The organism is Sphingobacterium corticibacterium, from assembly GCF_004208525.1.
In the GTDB taxonomy this organism is placed as follows: domain Bacteria; phylum Bacteroidota; class Bacteroidia; order Sphingobacteriales; family Sphingobacteriaceae; genus Sphingobacterium; species Sphingobacterium corticibacterium.
Window position 1 is genome coordinate 23,853 of record NZ_SGIT01000001.1, and the last position, 18,720, is coordinate 42,572.

An 18,720-nucleotide genomic window follows, 5' to 3' on the forward strand; every position below is an offset into this window, starting at 1 on the left:
TGGATATCACGGTACGCATGCAATATCGCTACGTTATATCCTTGTCTATACCTATTTTCATGACCAGACCTTCAAACTCATCTCTGTTTCCAGCGGCTTTATTCCTCATCTTTGTCCTGTAATTATAGATAGTTGAAACCGAGTAGCGCAGGAAATAGGCAATTTTTATGCTGTCGGTAATACCTAGACGGATTAGTGCAAAAATACGAAGGTCGGGCGTAAGGTTGCTGTTGGCTTTAAAACTGATTCTTTCCTCTTTTAATAATAACTTGTTTATTTCTTCAACAAAATTCGGAAATAGGCGTAATATAGTCTCGTCAAAATTCTTATAGAATTCCTCCAGGTTATCTTTTGGGTCGAGCGATAAATCGATGAATTTCAAGAGTGCTTGTTCCCCTTGTGTTTTAGCTATCTTTTGGGCTTTCAGCCTAAATTGTTCTATTTTTGAAAGATAATCGGAAAAATGACCTATATATAAACCGATATATTCTTCTTTGAGAATATTCGAATCTGAAAGACTCTGATTGCTTTCCATCAATAATTTGTTGGACCTCGATAGTTCATCCTTGGTTATGGATAGTCTTTTCTTTTGCTTATACACGTATAGTAATGTAAAGAATATGAACGTTAACAATACCCCTATAATCACCAGAATAGTTAGCAATAGTATTTGGCGTTGATCTTCCTTTTTCTGATATGCTTTATCAATAAAATCGAACATCTCCGAAGATTCAAGTGTCCGAAGTCTGGCGTTATAGAATATCGCATCCTGCATCGAACATTTCATATAACTATATGCGCGGTTTACATCTCCATATTCAAACAGTACAGCTGCTAGTCTTCGGAGCGACATATATTCTTTTACCCCATTTTTGATATCAGCGATTGCCGATCTTGCAAGGTACTCGATAGCTTTGTCCGTATCCCCCTTCTCTTCATATACTTTAGCTATAGAATAGGCTAATATGGCAGCCTCCCGTTCCTCCGGATCGAGATTAGCATATGCATCACGGAGATCCCTTAAGGCTTGATCATATTGCTTTTCTTGTTGTATAAGGCGTTCTGTATTTACGTATATATAGTCCATTGGTGATAGCGTTTCCTCTGAGACCAATCTGTTTCTTAATGAGGCCGTGATTGTTTGATATCTCTTTTTTTCGTCGTTGTTTTCTGAAGTTTTTATTAATAAGTTATAAACGGACATTTTTGTATATAAATAAAATGTTTTTAGATCTTCAGAGATTCTTAAAGTATCTACGTTATTCAATATATCAGTCGATTCTTTGAGTAATCCCATTGTTTTTAATATACGGACACGGAAAAGCTCAGAATCAATATATTCTTCATAATCGTTGGCCTGCAGCGCATACTTTTCTAATTTTCGGGTGTACAAAAGTGCCGAATCAGTCATAAATACAATATAGTGAAGACAGATCTCTTTCGTAATGGCAATCTGGTCTTTCACATCCGAGGATTCGTGTAGTCTCGTCTTTAAACTATCGATAGCGCCTTCCTTTTTTGCGGCATAAATATTTTTATCCTGAATAGCCTTATCTAATACGTGCAGTAATGAATCAAGTTGTTTATGGTATGCATTAGCCGTGGAAACTGAAACTATCAGGAATATAATTAATACTAAACTTTTCATACTTGGTATAATGAGGAGCGAATTAAATACAGTAAAAGGTTTCTATATAAATAATCGGATAAATACTCTTCTTCAAAACTACAAAATAATATTATTTTATAACCATTGCGATAGGAAGATATGGTTTTTTAGTGTCCTTTTTTTCTTAGAAATGGAATGAAAAATTTCGGAAGAATAAAATTCAATACGTTTATTCACTACATTATGTGTATGTTGTTATTTTGTTAAATTGTTGTATATGAGTTTGTTGTTTATTGTTTGTTCTATATTCTCACTACATTGAAGAGAATCAGTATAAAAGAACGCTTTAAAATCTGATAACTTTGATTTCTCAAAGCTAAATTATAAATCGTTGCACATGGTAAACTTGCTAAATGAACAATGTTGGCGTACTATCCGATATCAGGGGATAGTGGCTACTTCGCATATCCTAATTGATGCAAAAGTGATCACTCAGGAGATACAGACATCTCCGATAAAATACAATTAATTTACACTTTATAACTAATAGACTGTGAAACGAAGAACCTTTATTCAAAACTCGGCTATACTTGGAGCAGGTATGTTAGCCCACAATTTTTCTTTTGGCAACCCTAGTCAGGTATTTCCCATTGTAAGGGTTAGCGAGAAAGACCGACACTTTAAAAGCCCGGTCATTGAGGAACTCATTAAAGAGTTCCAAACTAATGTCGCAGACAAGGAGTTGGGCTGGCTGTTCAACAATTGTTTGCCGAATACGTTGGACACGACTATTTATGATGAATCAACCTCACAACAAAAGCTGACTTATGTCATTACAGGAGATATTGATGCGATGTGGCTGCGGGATAGTAGTGCGCAGGTATGGCCGTATCTACCTTTTATGCGAAAGGACAAGCACCTTCAGAACCTAATTCTCGGGTTGATCAACAAACAGTCCAAGTGTATCAATATCGACCCATATGCCAACGCGTTCTATAACGACCCGACGAAAAAGGGCGAATGGTTTTCTGATCATACCGATATGAAGCCTGGTATCCACGAGCGTAAATGGGAGATTGATTCACTCTGTTATCCAATACGCCTCGCTTATGCCTATTGGAAGGAAACAAAAGATGCGACCCCCTTTGACAACGAATGGGTGCGAGCGCAAGAAAATATCTATAAGACATTTGTCGAGCAACAACGCAAGGAAAACTTAGGTCCTTATAAATTCGAACGTACGACGTCGCGTGGAACAGATACCTTACAGGTAGACGGATATGGTTATCCTGTCAATCCAGTAGGTTTGATCTGTTCAAGTTTTCGCCCATCCGACGACTGTAGTATATTCTTATTCTTGATCCCAGCCAATCTGTTTGCGGTAGTTAGCCTGCGACAGTCAGCTGAAATCTTACGTAAAGTCAAAAACAATACTGAATTGGCGGCTAACATGGAATCATTGGCCAATGAAGTGGAGGATGCGGTTAACAAATATGGTATCATCGACCATCCAGTGCATGGACGTGTCTACGCTTACGAAGTAGACGGATTCGGTAGTTACTTGATGATGGACGATGCCAATGTACCTAGTCTGTTATCGTTACCTTATCTGGGTGCGGTCGACGTCAATGACGAGGTCTATCAACGTACCCGGCGCTTTGTGCTGTCGGAAAACAACCCGTTCTATTTCAAAGGAAAGGTAGCTGCTGGTGTCGGTGGACCACATATTGGCCGTGATATGATATGGCCTATGGCACTGATTATTCAAGCGCTAACGTCCACAAGTGATTCCGAAATTCGTCAATGTATACAGACATTGAAAAACACGCATGGTGACACCGGATTTATGCACGAATCGTTCCATAAGGATGATCCGAAGAAGTTTACCCGACACTGGTTTGCTTGGACAAACACTTTATTCGGTGAATTATTATGGAAGGTGTACCAAGAGAAACCGGAGTTGTTACGTTAAATAACATCAATATCAACCAAATAAGCTATTACTTTATGAACAAAACATGTATAATAATCCCGTTGCTTATTTATCTTTTTGGTTTTAGCGTCCATAGTTATGCTATAGAGGCAAAGCCAAGCAGGGAGAAGGCCGCTGGTTTAAACCAAACTACGTATACAGGGGTAGTAAAAGATGAATTAGGAAAGCCGATAGTAGGTGCTACTATCTCCGTACGAAACCGTTCCGTTAGCACCCAGACTGATGGCAGTGGGCAATTTTCTATCACGGCCTCTTCGGGCGATGTCATTGAAGTCTCTTTTTTAGGGTATGCGCAGACGAACATTTCCTTGGGACAGCAGACTTTATTAAATATCACCTTGGATGAAGCTATAAATACGGAATTAGACGAAGTCATCGTTATCGGTTATGGAACCACTACCCGTCGACGTGTAGTAGGCGCTGTGGACAACGTCAATTCGGATATCATTGAGAATAGACCTGTTTCCAACTTGACACAGGCCCTGCAAGGAACCATGCCCAGTGTGAATATTCAACAACGAAGCATGAATCCAAATGATAATACCATGAATTTTAATATCCGGGGTATTGGAACCATGAATAATAACTCTCCGCTAATCGTGATCGATGGTTTGGTCTCTGATGGCGCTAGTTTAAATCGCTTGAATCCCAATGATATTGAAAGCGCTTCCGTATTGAAAGATGCGGGTACAGCGGCAATCTATGGTTCTCGAAGTGCCAATGGCGTCCTGTTGGTCACCACCAAAAAGGGAAAGAAAAATCAAAAACCGACACTTCGCCTGAGTACGCAGACCGGTATCCAAACACCCGAAGTTCTTTTTAGACCGGTAGAAGGTTATCAAAATGCGACGTTGAAGAATTTGTCATTAACCAACGTCGGCGCCCAGCCACAATTTACACCGGAGCAAATTCGGGATTTATACGATCATCGCGCGGAAGAAGAATGGAATTATGATGCTATTCTTCAAGATGGACTCCAGCAAAACTATAACATCACGATGAGTGGAGGTAGTGAAAACACAACTTATCTGTTTTCCGGTGGGTTTTACGACCAAGAAAGTAACTTCGTCGGTGATTTTGGAATACAACGCTATAACCTACGAGCGAATGTTACTTCGGATATAAACGATCGTATTAAGATCAGTAGTATTTTAAACTATGCTCGAAATAACAATAAGGCCTCAACAGCGAGTAATGCTATTATCAATTCCTCGAGAGTCCCATCGTATTATTATTATCGTATGCAGGCTGATAACGGGAAATACCTCGTGAATAACGCATTGACCGATCAAAATCCATTGGCCGAACTCAGGGATGGGGGAAGTATTGACTCTGACAACGATTATTTCAATGTCAATCTCGGATTGGATGTCAAGATCATCGATGGGCTGAAGTTGAAAGGCGTATTTGGTGCGGATTTGTTTTCTAATCATCGGTATACACGGCGCCTTCAAATACCGCTTTATTCAAGTCCAGATGCTACAACACCTTTGGTATTCGTGAATGCCGAACGAAACACGGAGGATTATAATGAAAAAACCTACCTGCTGAACTATCAGCTCTTATTGGATTATGATAAAACATTCGGCAACCACCAGGTTACTGGATTGTTCGGCGCAAGTAACGAATCCTACACACGTCGTGCCAATGAAATCCGGCTACGTTTTACGGATCCTATTTTGGGTGTTCCAGTTACAGAAACCGAAATATTGCCGGGTAGTTATGTTTCGCCACAGCAAACAACAGAGACTAGTTTAAACTCGTTGTTTGGACGTTTAGGATATTCGTTTGATCAAAAATATTTTATAGAAGGTAGTTTTCGTTACGATGGATCATCTAAATTTTTGAAAGCGAACAGATGGAGCTTTTTTCCATCGATATCGTTAGGCTGGCGATTGTCTGACGAGCTATTCATGGAAAATTACAGAGATAAAATAGGTGATGTGAAAATCAGAGGAACATATGGGCATCTCGGAAATCAGAATATTGACAATTATCAGTATCTTACTATATATACCGCGATTAATAACAGCTACGGTTTTAATAATACCAGTGTATCCGGCGCTGGATTCCGCTATGGTAATGAGACTATTTCGTGGGAAACAACAAAATCCTTTAATATCGGTGCGGATCTTACTTTTTTCAACCAACGCTTGAATGCCAGCTTAGATTATTTCAATAACAAGACTGTCGATATTTTAACCCCGCCGATTATCCCATCCGTTTTTGGAACTAATCTTGGGTATTTGAATGTGGGAGAGATGGTTAACCGGGGTTGGGAGATTTCACTAAACTATGGTTTCGAAACGGGTAATGTAAGACACCGTGTCGGGGGTAATATCGGTGATACCTTCAATAAAGTTATTCAATATCCCAATGATGAATTAATCTCATCAGCTGACAATGTTACGAACTTAATCCGTGTAGGCGTACCTTTCAGGTCTTATTATGGCTATAGAACCGATGGTTATTTTCAAAGTATGCAGGAAATTGAGACGGCTGCACTACCTGTTGGGATGACTGCCGAAGACCTTAAGCCTGGGGACGTCCGTTACGTAGATCGGAACCAAGATGGTGTTATTGATGCTAGGGACCGTTATGTGTTAGGTTCGGGTTTTCCAAGATATACATTTGGATTTACGTATGATGTGTCTTACAAAGGATTTGATTTCAATATGTTGATACAGGGGGCTGCTAAACGTGATATGATGGTGCGAGGTGAATTGGTGGAGCCTTTTCATGCCAATTATTCATTTGCCATGTACCAGCATCAACTGGATTATTGGACACCTACCAATACGAATGCCACCTGGCCGCGTTTGACTGCTGCTGGAGCACCGTCTACAGCGAATAATTACGGACGTGATTCTGATATTTATATGTTTGATGGGGCCTATGCACGACTTAAAAATATCCAATTAGGTTACACCATACCGCGTAATTACAGTGAGAAAATTGGTGTCGCCAGTATGCGATTATTTGTTAACGGACAAAACCTGTTGACGTTAAGTAAAAATTCTTGGATCGATCCGGAATCATCAGAATTTGACTCAAATATGGGCGGTAGCGCGAATAGCGCCCGTAATTATCCGACGTTAAAGTATTATGGTTTTGGTTTAGATATTCAATTTTAGCATATAAATAAAATGAAAAGATTACTATATATAAAGCAAATCTGCCTGGCAGCGGTGTTACTGGCTTTTAGCAGTTGTAATACGTTGGATCCGATTCCGACCAATGATTTTACAGACGCCAATTTTTGGACTTCATCCGAGAATGCCGAACTGGTCGTCAATATGGCTTACAACCAAATGTATTCTGCCGATAAGATGTGGAATGATGAGGCATTAAGTGATAATATATTCGAGGGACGTGAGAATACAAACCAGCGTATCATCCGAAATGGTATTGCCGATCCTTCTCTTGGCCTCTTTGCCTCCGAATGGAAATGGGCGTATGAGGGAATCAAAACCTGCCATGTGTTTTTACAGTTTATCGATATTGTTCCCGGCATGACAGAACAGCACAAGGAAAGACGTAAAGCAGAGATTCGGTTCATAAGAGCCCATCTTTATTTTAGGTTGGTAAATTTCTATGGTGATGTGCCTTTCTTTACATCCGATGTATCGCTAGACGAGTCGCAGCGCGTACCTCGTACGTCGAAGGCACAGGTTTTGTCGTTTATTCATCAGGAACTGGATGAAATCACCTCACTTCTTCCCAGCCGTAATCAACTTTCAGTGGCAGATAATGGGAGAATCACCAGTGGCGCAGCAGTGGCATTTCAGGCTCGTGCATATTTGTACGAGAGTAATTGGCCAAAAGTCATTGAATATTGTGATAAGCTGATTAACCAAGGAGAGACGTTTGGTAATTATAGCTTATTTCCGAGTTATTCCGGCTTATTTGAAGCGGCAAACGAGTACAACCAGGAGGTGATTTTGGATTATGCTCATGTTCCATCCGTAAAATATTGGAGCAAATATTACGATGCGGCTCCTTTATCGGCAGGAGCACGGCTCAACGCTTACGCTCCTTTACAAGAGCTAGTGGATAGCTATTTGACAACGAACGGTCTTACTGTACAAACTGACCCGACCTATAATGACAATAATCCCTATACGAACCGTGATCCTAGACTGGCAGCATCGGTGGTCTTTCATGGGGGGCAATGGACGAGTTTTGATGGAACTACCAAAACGATCTATATCAGGCCAGGTACTGGCGGGACCGCAGAGGAGCGAATGGATGTTTATATAAACTCCAGCTCCAATTCTACCGCTACGGGATATTATATGCGGAAATATTATGATCAAACGGCGATTACCAATTATCAATCGGGATTGAATATCATCATGTACCGCTATGCCGATGTATTGTTGATGTATGCCGAAGCCGTAAATGAACAGAACGACATGGATGAAAATACGTGGAATAACACCATCGGTGCGCTAAGAGAAAGAGCCGGATTCACGAATCCGGCGGCACGCTCATATCCATCCACCGCTACGCAGTCTCAATTGCGGGAAATTATTCGTAACGAAAGAAGAAGTGAATTGGCATTGGAAGGGCTACGTTATTATGATATTATTCGTTGGAAGGCGGGAACTCAGTATCTGAATGGTTTTGTACATGGGGCTAAATTTGCTAATAGTGGCACAGCTTACATTCAATTGGATAACAGGAGATTCGATGAAAATAGAGACTACCTCTGGTCGGTGCCCAGAGCAGAGATGGATATCAATAACAACTTAAGACCAAATAATCCGGGTTACGGAAACTAACAATAAATTATATACAGATGAAAAAGTTAACAACGATATTATATGTTTTTATGACTTTACTGGTATTCGTGGTATCTTGTAAGTCAGACGATATGAATTACAAAGACGCGACCGTTACGGCAGTAAATACGCTATACGAACCCATAGACAATCGAACGATTAAGATTTTGAGTTCAAACACGGCGTCTGTTTATTTTGAATGGGAACGTGTCCGTGTAGAAGATTCGGGCGCCGCATTATACGAAGTTGTGTTCGATAAAAAGGGTAATAATTTCGAAGAGCCATTGTATAGAATGGTATCAGACAACAATGGTAATTCTAATGGGGCAACGATAACCCATCGTATATTGAATCGTATTGCCAGTATGGCGGGCGTTGCACCCGGTGAGACTGGTGAACTGATCTGGACGGTGGTGGCATCAAGGGGAATTAATACCGCAGTTTCCGCGGTTGTGCGTAATGTAAGTATTACTACACTCGATGGTTTTGTGGACATTCCGGAAGAGTTGTTTCTTACCGGAGAAGGAAGTGAGGCGGGGAATATGCTGACCGGCGCCATGCCTTTTAAATCGGTAGCGCCTGGAGAGTATGAGATATTTGCACAATTAACTACAGGAAGTACTTATCAGTTTGTGGACCGAAATCAAGGCACGCCAAGGGCGTTTTATAGCGATGGTAATCTGAAATTGATAGAATCGAATACAGATGAAAGCAGCATGACAGCCAAAACAGGTGTGTTCCGTATCCAGGTAGATTTCAATACGGCTACTGTCGCAATGACCGAGATAAAAACACTGGGTTTATGGTTTTCTCCCGATAATAAAGTATTATGGAATTTGAATTATGAAGGAAAAGGCATTTGGTCAGGGTCTGGCATCGTAAACTTTAAACAAGAAGGATGGGGTCGTGATGAACGTTACAAGTTCCAACTGACGGTCAACGATGGGCAAGATCGGACAGTACAATTAGGTACTTTGAACGGTACGGATTCTAAACCTACATCACAATCTCCTCCGTCTTATTATTTTGTGAAATGGATAGAAAGCCCGACACAATGGGACGACAAATGGAAATTTGTAGATGCAGTCGACGGTAAATCACCTACCATTAAGGTTATCCTTCAAGGAGATAAAGAATATACACACTCGGTAACCGTAAACTAAAAAAGAAATGACTATGAAAACTTATGTATGGTTGTTTATAAGTGCCGGACTTATACTGTCATCTTGTCAAAAATTCGAAGATGAGTATGTATATGAAACTGAAACCGTGGATAATTGGTCTGCGGTTGCAGACACAGCATCCGATGCGTTGATTGCCGCTTTTTGGAATGAAGAAGGCTATTTTAATTATGGAAGCGATAATTCGGATGTAGGGTTTCAATATTGGCCGAATGCCCATGCAATGGATGTCGTGATTGATGCCTATGAACGGACTGGTGACCATAAATATTTAGCCTATTTTGATCCATGGTACGAAGGGGTTTTCGTGAAAAATGGGAACACCTATCTAAATCCGTTTTATGATGATATGCAATGGAATGCCCTGACGATGCTCCGTATGTATGAGACGACCGATCAGGAGAAGTATTTGAACACCGTATTGTTCTTGTGGGAAGATATTATTGCCGGTTGGGAAGAAAGTTTCGCCGATGGTGGAATCTCCTGGGTTAAAAATCAACCGTATAGTAAAAATGCATGTTCCAATGGCCCAGCTAGTTTATTGGCAACTAGATTGTACCAATTGACACGGGAACAAGTGTATTTGGATTGGGCGATTAAAATCTATGAATGGCAGAAGAACACCTTATATAATAGAAGCTCTGGTGCGGTCTATGATAATATTAATGGCAATACTGGCCAGATCAATACCGTAGCGCTTACCTACAATCAAGGAACGTTCTTAGGTACCGCCGTAAACTTATATGTAATTACCGGAGAAAGTTTATATCTCAACGATGCACAGAAAATTGCAAATTTCACGGTTTCCAAATGTATTGATGGTGCTACCAACTTACTACGAAATGAGGGGCTGGGTGACAATGCTTTATTCAAAGGGATTTTTGTACGCTATTTTCTATACCTTTTGGATGTACAAGATCTCGATCAAGCGTACCGGAACAAATTTGAAAACTTCTTGACGCATAATGCCACTGAACTGTGGTTGAAAGGACGTAATATGCAAGGCAATCTATTTGGTCCGGCATGGGATCAAATTGCCCTAGGAAATGTACAATTGACGGCACAGGCGAGCGCATGTATGACGATAGAAGCGAAAGCAAGGTTTATAAAAAAATAAGTTATGATAAAATATTGCACGATAGTAATTTTAGTTTTTTTGACAGGAAGCGTTTTTTCCCAGGAGTCTTCATCAATGCGTGGATCAACATCAGTAGATATGTTGAAAGCTGCGGGTAGCTCTCTGGAAGTGATTCTAGAAAAATATGGGAGCAAAAAGACCTCTTTACTTCGGGAGAATTTTCCCGTGGATGAGCGTTACAAAGCAGACTATCTAGGCGATGGTGCCAGCGGTAAGCAGGAATATGCTTACCTCTGGCCCTATTCAGGAGGTTTGTCTGCTACCGTTGCGCTCTATGAACACAGTGAAAGTAAAAAATATAAGTCCATCATTGATAAACGGCTCATCCCTGGATTAGAAGAATATTATGACGATAAAAGAAAGCCGGCAGGCTATGCTTCTTACATCTCATCTGCCCCCGTATCTGACCGTTTTTATGATGATAATATCTGGATTGGGATCGACTTTACCAATCTCTATCTGTTAACAGGTGAGACGAAATACCTGGAAAAAGCAAAGATAGTTTGGGATTTCGTTTATAGCGGTCATGATGATTTATTGGGCGGTGGCATTTATTGGTGCGAGCAAAAAAAGACATCTAAAAATACCTGTTCGAATGCACCAGCGGCAGTTTTTGCACTTAAATTATATGAAGCGACTAAGGACGGTAGGTATCTGGGAATGGGTAAATCCCTATATGAATGGACCAAGACCCATCTGCAAGATACAGATGGTGTCTATATGGATAATGTCCGCTTAGATGGTAGCGTAGATCGGGCAAAATATCCCTATAACTCGGGGCAGATGATCGAAGCTGCTGCTTTGTTGTATAAGATAACGAACGAACCGCGTTATCTTGAAGAAGCGCAGCAGGTTGCCAAAGCTTCTTTCCATCATTTTTTTGAGACAGATGGCTCACACCGGTTAAAAAATAATGATAATTGGTTTATCGCCGTCATGATGCGTGGATTTGTCCAGCTCTATAAATTAGACAATAATCCTACTTACTTACAAGCATTTCGTAAAAATCTAGATTTTGCATGGATGGCCAATAGAGATGAAAATGGTCTTTTTTACAAGGATTGGAAAGGAGAGAAGAAGAATGAGAGAAAATGGTTACTAGACCAATTTGCTATTGTTGAAATGTTCGCGAATATTTTAGTTTTGAAATAAATTTTTGATTGAAGTGGGTGTGAAGATAGTGTAGAGACGCTACATCCAGCGTCTCTACATTATTTATATCGATAACCAAAGATTCCCCAATTCCTTCTCTGCCCCGGTAGCATCCAGCTTTTCTCGAATAGACCACTGCTGTTTGATAGAGCGGCGAAGAGGTGCATGGATGGTACGTACCAATCCATCTCGGGAAACCAACACATCAACAATTTCATCTATTTGACCATGTTGCAGTATAAACTCCAGTTCTTTACCTCCCACATCGAGTCTGTTGCCATTGATGGCAATAAGTTCGTCTTCAACATTTAACCCTGCGTCCCAAGCGCTTGAGCTACGTTCTACATGCTTTATAAATATCCGTCCGTCTTGGTTCGCTATTTTAATTCCCAAAGTTAGTTCCTGTCTGCCACGGTTTAAGTCGATTAATTCGTATCCTACACGATTGAAATATGTATTATAATCAAGTTCTTGGATGCTATGTGCGGCATAAAAGATCTTAGAAAGATCTACACCTGTTACGGTTTCCGCCAATGTTTGAAATTCTTTTTCTTCGAAGCCTCGATTTTCTTTTTTGTAGAAAGTTTGGTAAGCCGCTCGAAGCACATTATCCAACCGCTTTGTTCCTTGTGTCTCCGTTAGAATATGAAGATCCAGTGCGACGGCGAGCATAGCCCCTTTATTATAGTAGGATATACTTGTGTTCGCAGAATTTTCATCCGGTCTATAGTGCTTTATCCATGCATCAAAACTAGCTAAAGCCGCGGATTGTATACGGTGCCCCGGCCGATTATACACTTGGTTGAAATCGTTGACAAGCATATCGAGGTATTCTTGTACGGAAAAGAAACCACATCGCCGGATGATGAGATTATCGTAATATGACGTGAAGCCCTCCATTATCCACAAACCTGTCGTGTAATTTTCCTCATCGTAGTTGAAGGGGCCGAGTTCTTTCGGGCGAAGTCTTTTTACATTCCAAAGATGGAAGTATTCGTGCGCCACAAGACCTAGGAAGTTTTTATAAGCACTTGGCGTTTGATATGCATTTCGGCTAGCACCCAACACCGTAGAGTTGAGGTGCTCAAGTCCGCCACCCCCTGTTTGATAGTTGTGGGTAATGAAAACATAATTTGTATTTGGGTTTTCTCCCCATATTACGGTCTCTTCTTCTACGATCTTTGTTATGTCAGACGTAAGTTGCTGCTTGTCGTAATTCCCGCCGCCTACCATCGCAAACTCATGTTGTACACCTGCTGCTTCAAAATGCCATATATCTTGGCTCCCGATTTCTAACGGAGCATCATACAGTATGTCGAAATCTTCTGCATAAAAAGTGTGTTCACCTTTAGATGCTTTCGGCAAACCTGTTGAAATATGAGTCCATTTTTTGGGAAGTACAACCTGTACGGTGCAAGATAGATCGATACGGTTCTTTATATACATGAAGGTGGCCGCCGGACTAATAAATGCGCGGTCAACATTGATCATATTTGTTCTCACCGATGTTTCGAAGCCATATACCCTATACCGTATTTTAGTATGTTGGCGTGGATTTTCTATACGCCACGTATTTTTAGAAATCTTCGCACAATGGATACGGTCTGTTCCACCAAAAGCTTCGACAAGCTCCACATGACGTTCATATTCGCGAATTAAATAAGAACCTGGCGTCCACACAGGCATAGCGACGTCCAAGGGGGGGGCGGTAAAATTGGTAATGTCCATCTCTATTTCGACATAATGCGCTTGAGGTTCCGTAAATGAGATCGTAAAGTGTATGTGGGGTTCTGACATATCTTGCTGATTTTATCACAAAGCTACACAGATGGAAGCAAGCTTCAAAAGTATTTTATCCACGAAAAATTGTTATCTTTGGAATGCACAATATAAATTTAAACATCATATATGATTTTAGTTGCAGATAGTGGTTCTTCCAGTTCTGATTGGATGCTTAATTTGCCAGATAGCGCCCCTTTATCTTTTCGTACAAAAGGATTAAATCCATTTTTTGTAAATGAGAAAGAAATTGCCCGTGTGATGCAGGAAGTACCGGAGATATTGCCCTACGCTAGCGAGATTCATGAAGTTTATTTTTTTGGGGCGGGATGTGTTACACCGGATAGACGAGAGATCGTTTCCAATGCGCTTACAGAAATTTTTCCAACGGCGTTCATTTCCGTTGAAAGTGATATGCTAGGATGTGCCTATGCGACATGTGGGCATGATAAGGGATATATTTGTACAATAGGCACCGGGTCGGATATAGGTTATTACGATGGTGTAGAGTTGCACCCAAGTGTACATGGCGTAGGATATGTATTGGGGGATGAAGGCTCGGGGGCTTGGTTTGGGAGACGGTTGATTATTGACTTTTTGTATGAGAAGATGCCAAAAGACCTTCACAAAAAATTTGTAGATAAATATCGAGTTAATAAAGACGTTGTAATTAGAAATGTGTACCAAAAGGATCGTCCGAATGCTTATCTAGCATCTTTTGCAGAATTCATGGCTGAAAATAGGTTACATCCTTATATTGATACGTTGTTAAAAAACGGATTTGACGAATTTATTCGTACACATGTAATTACCTATCCGGACTTTTGGGAGTATAAAGTCAACTTTGTCGGGAGGATTGCTTACCATTTTGATCTGCAATTGCGGGAGGTATGTTCGGTATTGGGTGTTCGTGTCGGATCGATTTTAAGCAATCCGATAGAACAATTATTCCATTTCGTTGTTGACAGAGAAACGAAATTGATTCTTAAGTGATGCGTGAAGAGTAAATAAACGATAATACCTTTACAGATGAAAATAATAGCGAGTATAATGTTGTTGGCTACTATGCTGTCGCCAGCAACATCGATTTACGATTTTAGTTTTACATCTATCGATGGCAAAGCGGTGAATATGTCGGATTTTAGAGGTAAAAGTATCTTGATTGTCAATACCGCCTCAAAATGTGGCTTCACTAAGCAATATAAAGATTTGCAAGCTTTGCACGAACAGTATGGTGATGATTTGGTCGTCATAGGTTTTCCATCCGATAACTTTGGAGGGCAGGAACTTGATAATAACGTGGAAATTCAAAATTTCTGTGAACGAAATTATGGTGTCACTTTTTTACTATCTGAAAAAATTGATGTAAAGGGAGATAATATCAATCCACTGTTTAAGTTTTTGACTACACAGGAAAATAATGATTTTACAGGAGATATCAACTGGAACTTTGAGAAGTTTTTAATCAATAAAGATGGAAAGCTGATACATCGTTATCGTTCCCGTATAAATCCGCTGGATAAAGCAATTGTTAGCAACTTATAGCTTGTCGTCTGATAAACCAAAATAGCAAGCGCGACAGCGGGGTTCATAGCTGTTTTTCTCTCCCAAGAGGATACGATTCTCACTCGCAGCTATTCGGTAAGAATAGACCGCGGGTGCACCGCATTGAACACAGACAGCGTGCACTTTCGTTACATGTTCTGCTATGGCCATAAGAGCGGGAATCGGTCCAAAAGGAAGACCTTTGTAGTCCATATCCAAACCTGCGACTATGACACGGACACCTTTGTTGGCTAGCTGTACACATACATGAGGAAGTTCATCATCGAAAAATTGTGCTTCATCAATACCCACTACTTTAGTTTCCGTACCCAATAATAAAATCGCCGAGGAATGTGCTATTGGTGTACTAGGAATACTATTGCTATCGTGCGATACAATGGCATGATCAGCATAGCGAATGTCCATAGCCGGTTTAAAAATCTCTACAGGTAATTTTGCAAATTGTGCTCTTTTCATCCGTCGGATAAGCTCTTCGGTTTTGCCGGAAAACATCGAGCCGCAAATCACTTCGATACTACCTACCTGCCGATTTTTTTGAATAAAACTATGTTCCGAAAACAGCATAGGATTCTTTAAATTATTTTTCCGTATAATCTGCGCTAATATCGAAATTATTTCATTAAATTTCCTCTATTAAATGCAGCCAATGGCTGAGGAGAACCGAGCTTGCGAGTTCACCGAAGGTAATTACAAAAGTTCATTTTATATGCTACGCAATTATATTGCATATAAAAGTGAATTACTCATGATATTTTATATTATAGGAATTCGTGAATGCAGCGCATTTTATGTAAGTTTGAGTATTCTATATCAAAACGAGATATCTAATGGCGTATACAAAGGAATCCATATTTTCAAAAATAGGTGAGTTGTTAATGGAGATTAGCGATGATTACACAACATTATCCGATAAAAATATAGCAGCATCAGATGGAGCATTGTTGTTATTGGAGGCAAAGGCTAGATTTTTAACTAGTCATATTGAGGTACTGCAAAAATTAACCGTACCACAAAGAGAATATACACCAATACAAGTAGAAGAAGGATTTGACCCATCTGTAGCCTCAGCGGGAGAAATAGATACGCAACCTGTTTACAGTGAGCTTCAGGAAGTGGCACAGACAGAAGAACAACAACCAGAAGAATCTGATGTAGTGGATGGGGAACGAGTGGAACAAAAACAGATGGAGGTACCTTCATTGGTAGAAAACCCGACGGATATTGCCGCCGATGAAGAGGAACCTTTAGCTCCATCTATACAGTCTACACCTATTGAAAAAGGGGAACAACCTAATCAGGTAGTAGAGGATTCGAAGCGTACCATGCCAGAAGAAATTGAGTTTCAACATAAGCTTGTGGAAGATTCAGAGACGGAGCGGGTGGTCAACGAGATTGTAGAAGAATCTAAGGAGATTATATTGGAGCAAAGTCAAAGTATACCGGCGGTGGAGGAAGAGAAACCAACACGTCCGTTGACACTGAATGAAATTCTTCAACAGCAGCGTAAAGCGGGGACACATAGCACTCCAGCATCCTTATTCTCCACGCCAACAGGAGCGGAGAAAGATAGGATAGTAGATCTCAAATCTTCCATCAATTTAAACGATAAGCTCTTATTTATTAAAGATCTATTTAATGGGTATTCCTTGGCATATAGTGAAGCAATTGAGCTTTTGAACCGCTATGTGACGTTTGCGGAAGCAGATGCTTTTCTACAGACGAATTATGCCTTGAAAAATAATTGGGCAGAAAAACCACAAACAGTAGAGAAGCTTTACGCCATTTTGCGGAAGAAATTTATGTTATAAAAAACGGGCATGTCGCCCGTTTTTTATGCAATATCAAACTGAACCCAATCGGTTCCTTTTCGGCCGTAAATAAAATATTTCGGTTGTATAATTTCTGCACATATTTCTATGTCATGTAGAAAATCGATACGCTCCATTCCAAAATTTCTTTTTTGAATAATATAGATATTATTTGATTGTACGGCGTCTGTCCTACTTAATATTTCATCTTGAAGAAGGGTCGGAACATCGGTGTAAAGTTTGTCGTTTTCCTGAACAATGAATAACAGTGATGGATTATCATATTTCTCCGTAAGCAGTTTTCCACCGGCAATGGCTACACTATCCGTAAGCTGTTCATTAAATAACGGTTGAAAGCCTGTTTGCTGTGTTAATATAAGTGCCGATGGGCGTTGATCTTCGGAAATGAATTTGAGTTTATGTATAAGGATATTGACCTCTTCCTCCAAATGATCAGCCATATGAGGTGCAGTTTGTTGTATGTTTTGGAGTAATGAAATATAAAAATTAAGATTTTGCATGTACGTTACGCTTGTTAAGTTGCGACAAATTTAAGGAAGGCAACGTAAAGAACCTAATGTGTATTGTTGATATAGGAATATTGTCCTTATGCTATGGATTTTGTAAATTGCAGCATAAAACGAGGGATATATTATGTTTGATAAGTTGTTTCAAGCGCAGCAAAAAGCGGAAGAAGTAAAAAAGCGTTTAGATAGTATTTCTGTTTTCGGTGAAACAGAAGGTGGTAAAGTGAGAGTCGTGGCTTCGGCTAGTAAAGAAATAAGAGAAGTTGTGATTGATGGCGAATTTCTTAAGCAGCTCGATGATAAAGAAGAGTTGGAAGAGTTGCTGGTCGTCGCACTGAACAAGGCTTTGCAGCAGGCAGAAGACGTAAGCCAAGTAGAGATGCAGGCGGTATCGCAAGATTTACTCGGAGGTCTTGGTAACTTGGGGAATTTATTTGGTAATAAATAGTATTTAGTAATATTTAAAAATCTAAAGAGATGGAAGTTATTTATTACGGACAATCGTGTGTAGCGTTTGATTTTAATGGTCGTCACGTTTTAATAGATCCCTTTATTACGTATAATCCGTTGGCAAAAGATATTGACGTCAATGTTTTAAAACCTGATTACATTTTTTTAACGCATTGCCACGAAGATCATGTTGCTGATATGAAAAATATTCAGTCGAATAGTGGTGCTACGGTGGCGGCTGTAGTAGAAACAGCAGCATGGGTAAGAAAGCAGGGAGTGCCAGATGATAAGGTTATTGAATATAATTTTGGCGGTACACTTTCTTTACCTTTTGGAAAGGTAAAAATGGTTTACGCATTGCACACCAACAGTACACCCGAGGGCGATTATGCAGGAGTGCCTGTAGGATACGTGTTTTTTGTAGGTAATAAAAAAATTTACTTTGCAGGAGATACAGCGCTGACGTTGGAGATGAAACTATTAGAAGATCTACAATTGGATTGGGCATTTTTGCCAATCGGCGGTCATTATACAATGGATGTTGACGATGCTATTAAAGCGGCAAAATTTGTAAACTGTAAAAATATTATCGGAATTCATTATGATACCTTTCCGCCAATTCGTATCGATACGGAAGAGGCGAAGCAGAAATTTGAAGCAAATGGATTACGCTTGTTTCTACCGAAAATTGGTGAATCGGTAGTATTATAAATAGTAACGGCGGAATGCATGT

The 18,720-nt window shown here is 40.1% G+C and carries 15 protein-coding genes; 11 read left to right on the forward strand and 4 right to left on the reverse strand.

Annotated features, from left to right (window positions below; genetic code table 11):
• Nucleotides 1-28: 28 nt before the first annotated feature.
• Nucleotides 29-1,648 carry a DUF6377 domain-containing protein gene (locus EWE74_RS00100; protein ID WP_130139518.1) on the reverse strand — a complete coding sequence of 540 codons (1,620 nt, stop codon included), beginning with the start codon at nt 1,646-1,648 and terminating at the stop codon, nt 29-31.
• Nucleotides 1,649-2,162: 514 nt separating this feature from the next.
• On the opposite strand from EWE74_RS00100, the gene EWE74_RS00105 reads away from it, so the two are divergent.
• From EWE74_RS00105 to EWE74_RS00130, 6 genes are all read left to right on the forward strand, one after another.
• The gene (locus EWE74_RS00105) at nt 2,163-3,581 is read left to right on the forward strand and encodes a glycoside hydrolase family 125 protein (RefSeq protein ID WP_130139519.1); all 1,419 of its coding nucleotides are present in this window, start codon (nt 2,163-2,165) and stop codon (nt 3,579-3,581) included.
• Between the two features lie 35 nt (nt 3,582-3,616).
• The gene (locus EWE74_RS00110; RefSeq protein WP_130139520.1) at nt 3,617-6,736 is read left to right on the forward strand and encodes a SusC/RagA family TonB-linked outer membrane protein; all 3,120 of its coding nucleotides are present in this window, start codon (nt 3,617-3,619) and stop codon (nt 6,734-6,736) included.
• Between the two features lie 12 nt (nt 6,737-6,748).
• A complete protein-coding gene (locus EWE74_RS00115) occupies nt 6,749-8,386 on the forward strand; it encodes a RagB/SusD family nutrient uptake outer membrane protein (RefSeq protein ID WP_130139521.1) in 1,638 nt (545 codons plus the stop codon).
• 17 nt (nt 8,387-8,403) lie between these two features.
• Nucleotides 8,404-9,549: a SusE domain-containing protein gene (locus EWE74_RS00120; RefSeq protein ID WP_130139522.1), complete on the forward strand. Its 1,146-nt coding sequence runs from the start codon at nt 8,404-8,406 to the stop codon at nt 9,547-9,549.
• Nucleotides 9,550-9,562: 13 nt separating this feature from the next.
• On the forward strand, nt 9,563-10,684 hold the full coding sequence (locus EWE74_RS00125; RefSeq protein WP_130139523.1) for a glycoside hydrolase family 76 protein: 1,122 nt from the start codon (nt 9,563-9,565) through the stop codon (nt 10,682-10,684).
• Nucleotides 10,685-10,759: 75 nt separating this feature from the next.
• Nucleotides 10,760-11,857: a glycoside hydrolase family 76 protein gene (locus EWE74_RS00130; protein WP_206365098.1), complete on the forward strand. Its 1,098-nt coding sequence runs from the start codon at nt 10,760-10,762 to the stop codon at nt 11,855-11,857.
• 63 nt (nt 11,858-11,920) lie between these two features.
• Here the strand turns inward: EWE74_RS00130 and EWE74_RS00135 are convergent, their stop codons facing one another.
• The gene (locus EWE74_RS00135) at nt 11,921-13,654 is read right to left on the reverse strand and encodes a M61 family metallopeptidase (protein ID WP_130139525.1); all 1,734 of its coding nucleotides are present in this window, start codon (nt 13,652-13,654) and stop codon (nt 11,921-11,923) included.
• 111 nt (nt 13,655-13,765) lie between these two features.
• On the opposite strand from EWE74_RS00135, the gene EWE74_RS00140 reads away from it, so the two are divergent.
• Both EWE74_RS00140 and EWE74_RS00145 read left to right on the forward strand, forming a co-directional pair.
• Nucleotides 13,766-14,629 (forward strand): N-acetylglucosamine kinase, encoded by an 864-nt coding sequence (locus EWE74_RS00140; protein WP_130139526.1) that lies wholly within the window; start codon nt 13,766-13,768, stop codon nt 14,627-14,629.
• A gap of 36 nt (nt 14,630-14,665) precedes the next feature.
• Entirely contained in the window at nt 14,666-15,181 is a 516-nt protein-coding gene (locus EWE74_RS00145) for a glutathione peroxidase (protein ID WP_130139527.1), read from the forward strand.
• Here the strand turns inward: EWE74_RS00145 and EWE74_RS00150 are convergent.
• Complete coding sequence (locus tag EWE74_RS00150; protein ID WP_130139528.1) at nt 15,176-15,766, reverse strand: thymidine kinase; 591 nt, start codon at nt 15,764-15,766, stop codon at nt 15,176-15,178. The genes EWE74_RS00145 and EWE74_RS00150 overlap by 6 nt on opposite strands.
• 263 nt (nt 15,767-16,029) lie before the next feature.
• Here EWE74_RS00150 and EWE74_RS00155 point away from each other — a divergent pair, with 263 nt between their 5' ends.
• On the forward strand, nt 16,030-17,010 hold the full coding sequence (locus EWE74_RS00155) for a hypothetical protein (RefSeq protein ID WP_130139529.1): 981 nt from the start codon (nt 16,030-16,032) through the stop codon (nt 17,008-17,010).
• A gap of 23 nt (nt 17,011-17,033) precedes the next feature.
• Here EWE74_RS00155 and EWE74_RS00160 read toward each other — a convergent pair whose 3' ends face one another.
• Entirely contained in the window at nt 17,034-17,471 is a 438-nt protein-coding gene (locus EWE74_RS00160; protein ID WP_130139530.1) for an ABC transporter substrate-binding protein, read from the reverse strand.
• Between the two features lie 193 nt (nt 17,472-17,664).
• Here EWE74_RS00160 and EWE74_RS00165 point away from each other — a divergent pair, with 193 nt between their 5' ends.
• Both EWE74_RS00165 and EWE74_RS00170 read left to right on the forward strand, forming a co-directional pair.
• Entirely contained in the window at nt 17,665-17,985 is a 321-nt protein-coding gene (locus EWE74_RS00165; RefSeq protein WP_130139531.1) for a YbaB/EbfC family nucleoid-associated protein, read from the forward strand.
• A gap of 29 nt (nt 17,986-18,014) precedes the next feature.
• Nucleotides 18,015-18,698, forward strand: coding sequence for a metal-dependent hydrolase (locus EWE74_RS00170; RefSeq protein WP_130139532.1), 684 nt, complete (start codon nt 18,015-18,017; stop codon nt 18,696-18,698).
• The last annotated feature ends 22 nt before the right edge of the window (nt 18,699-18,720 follow it).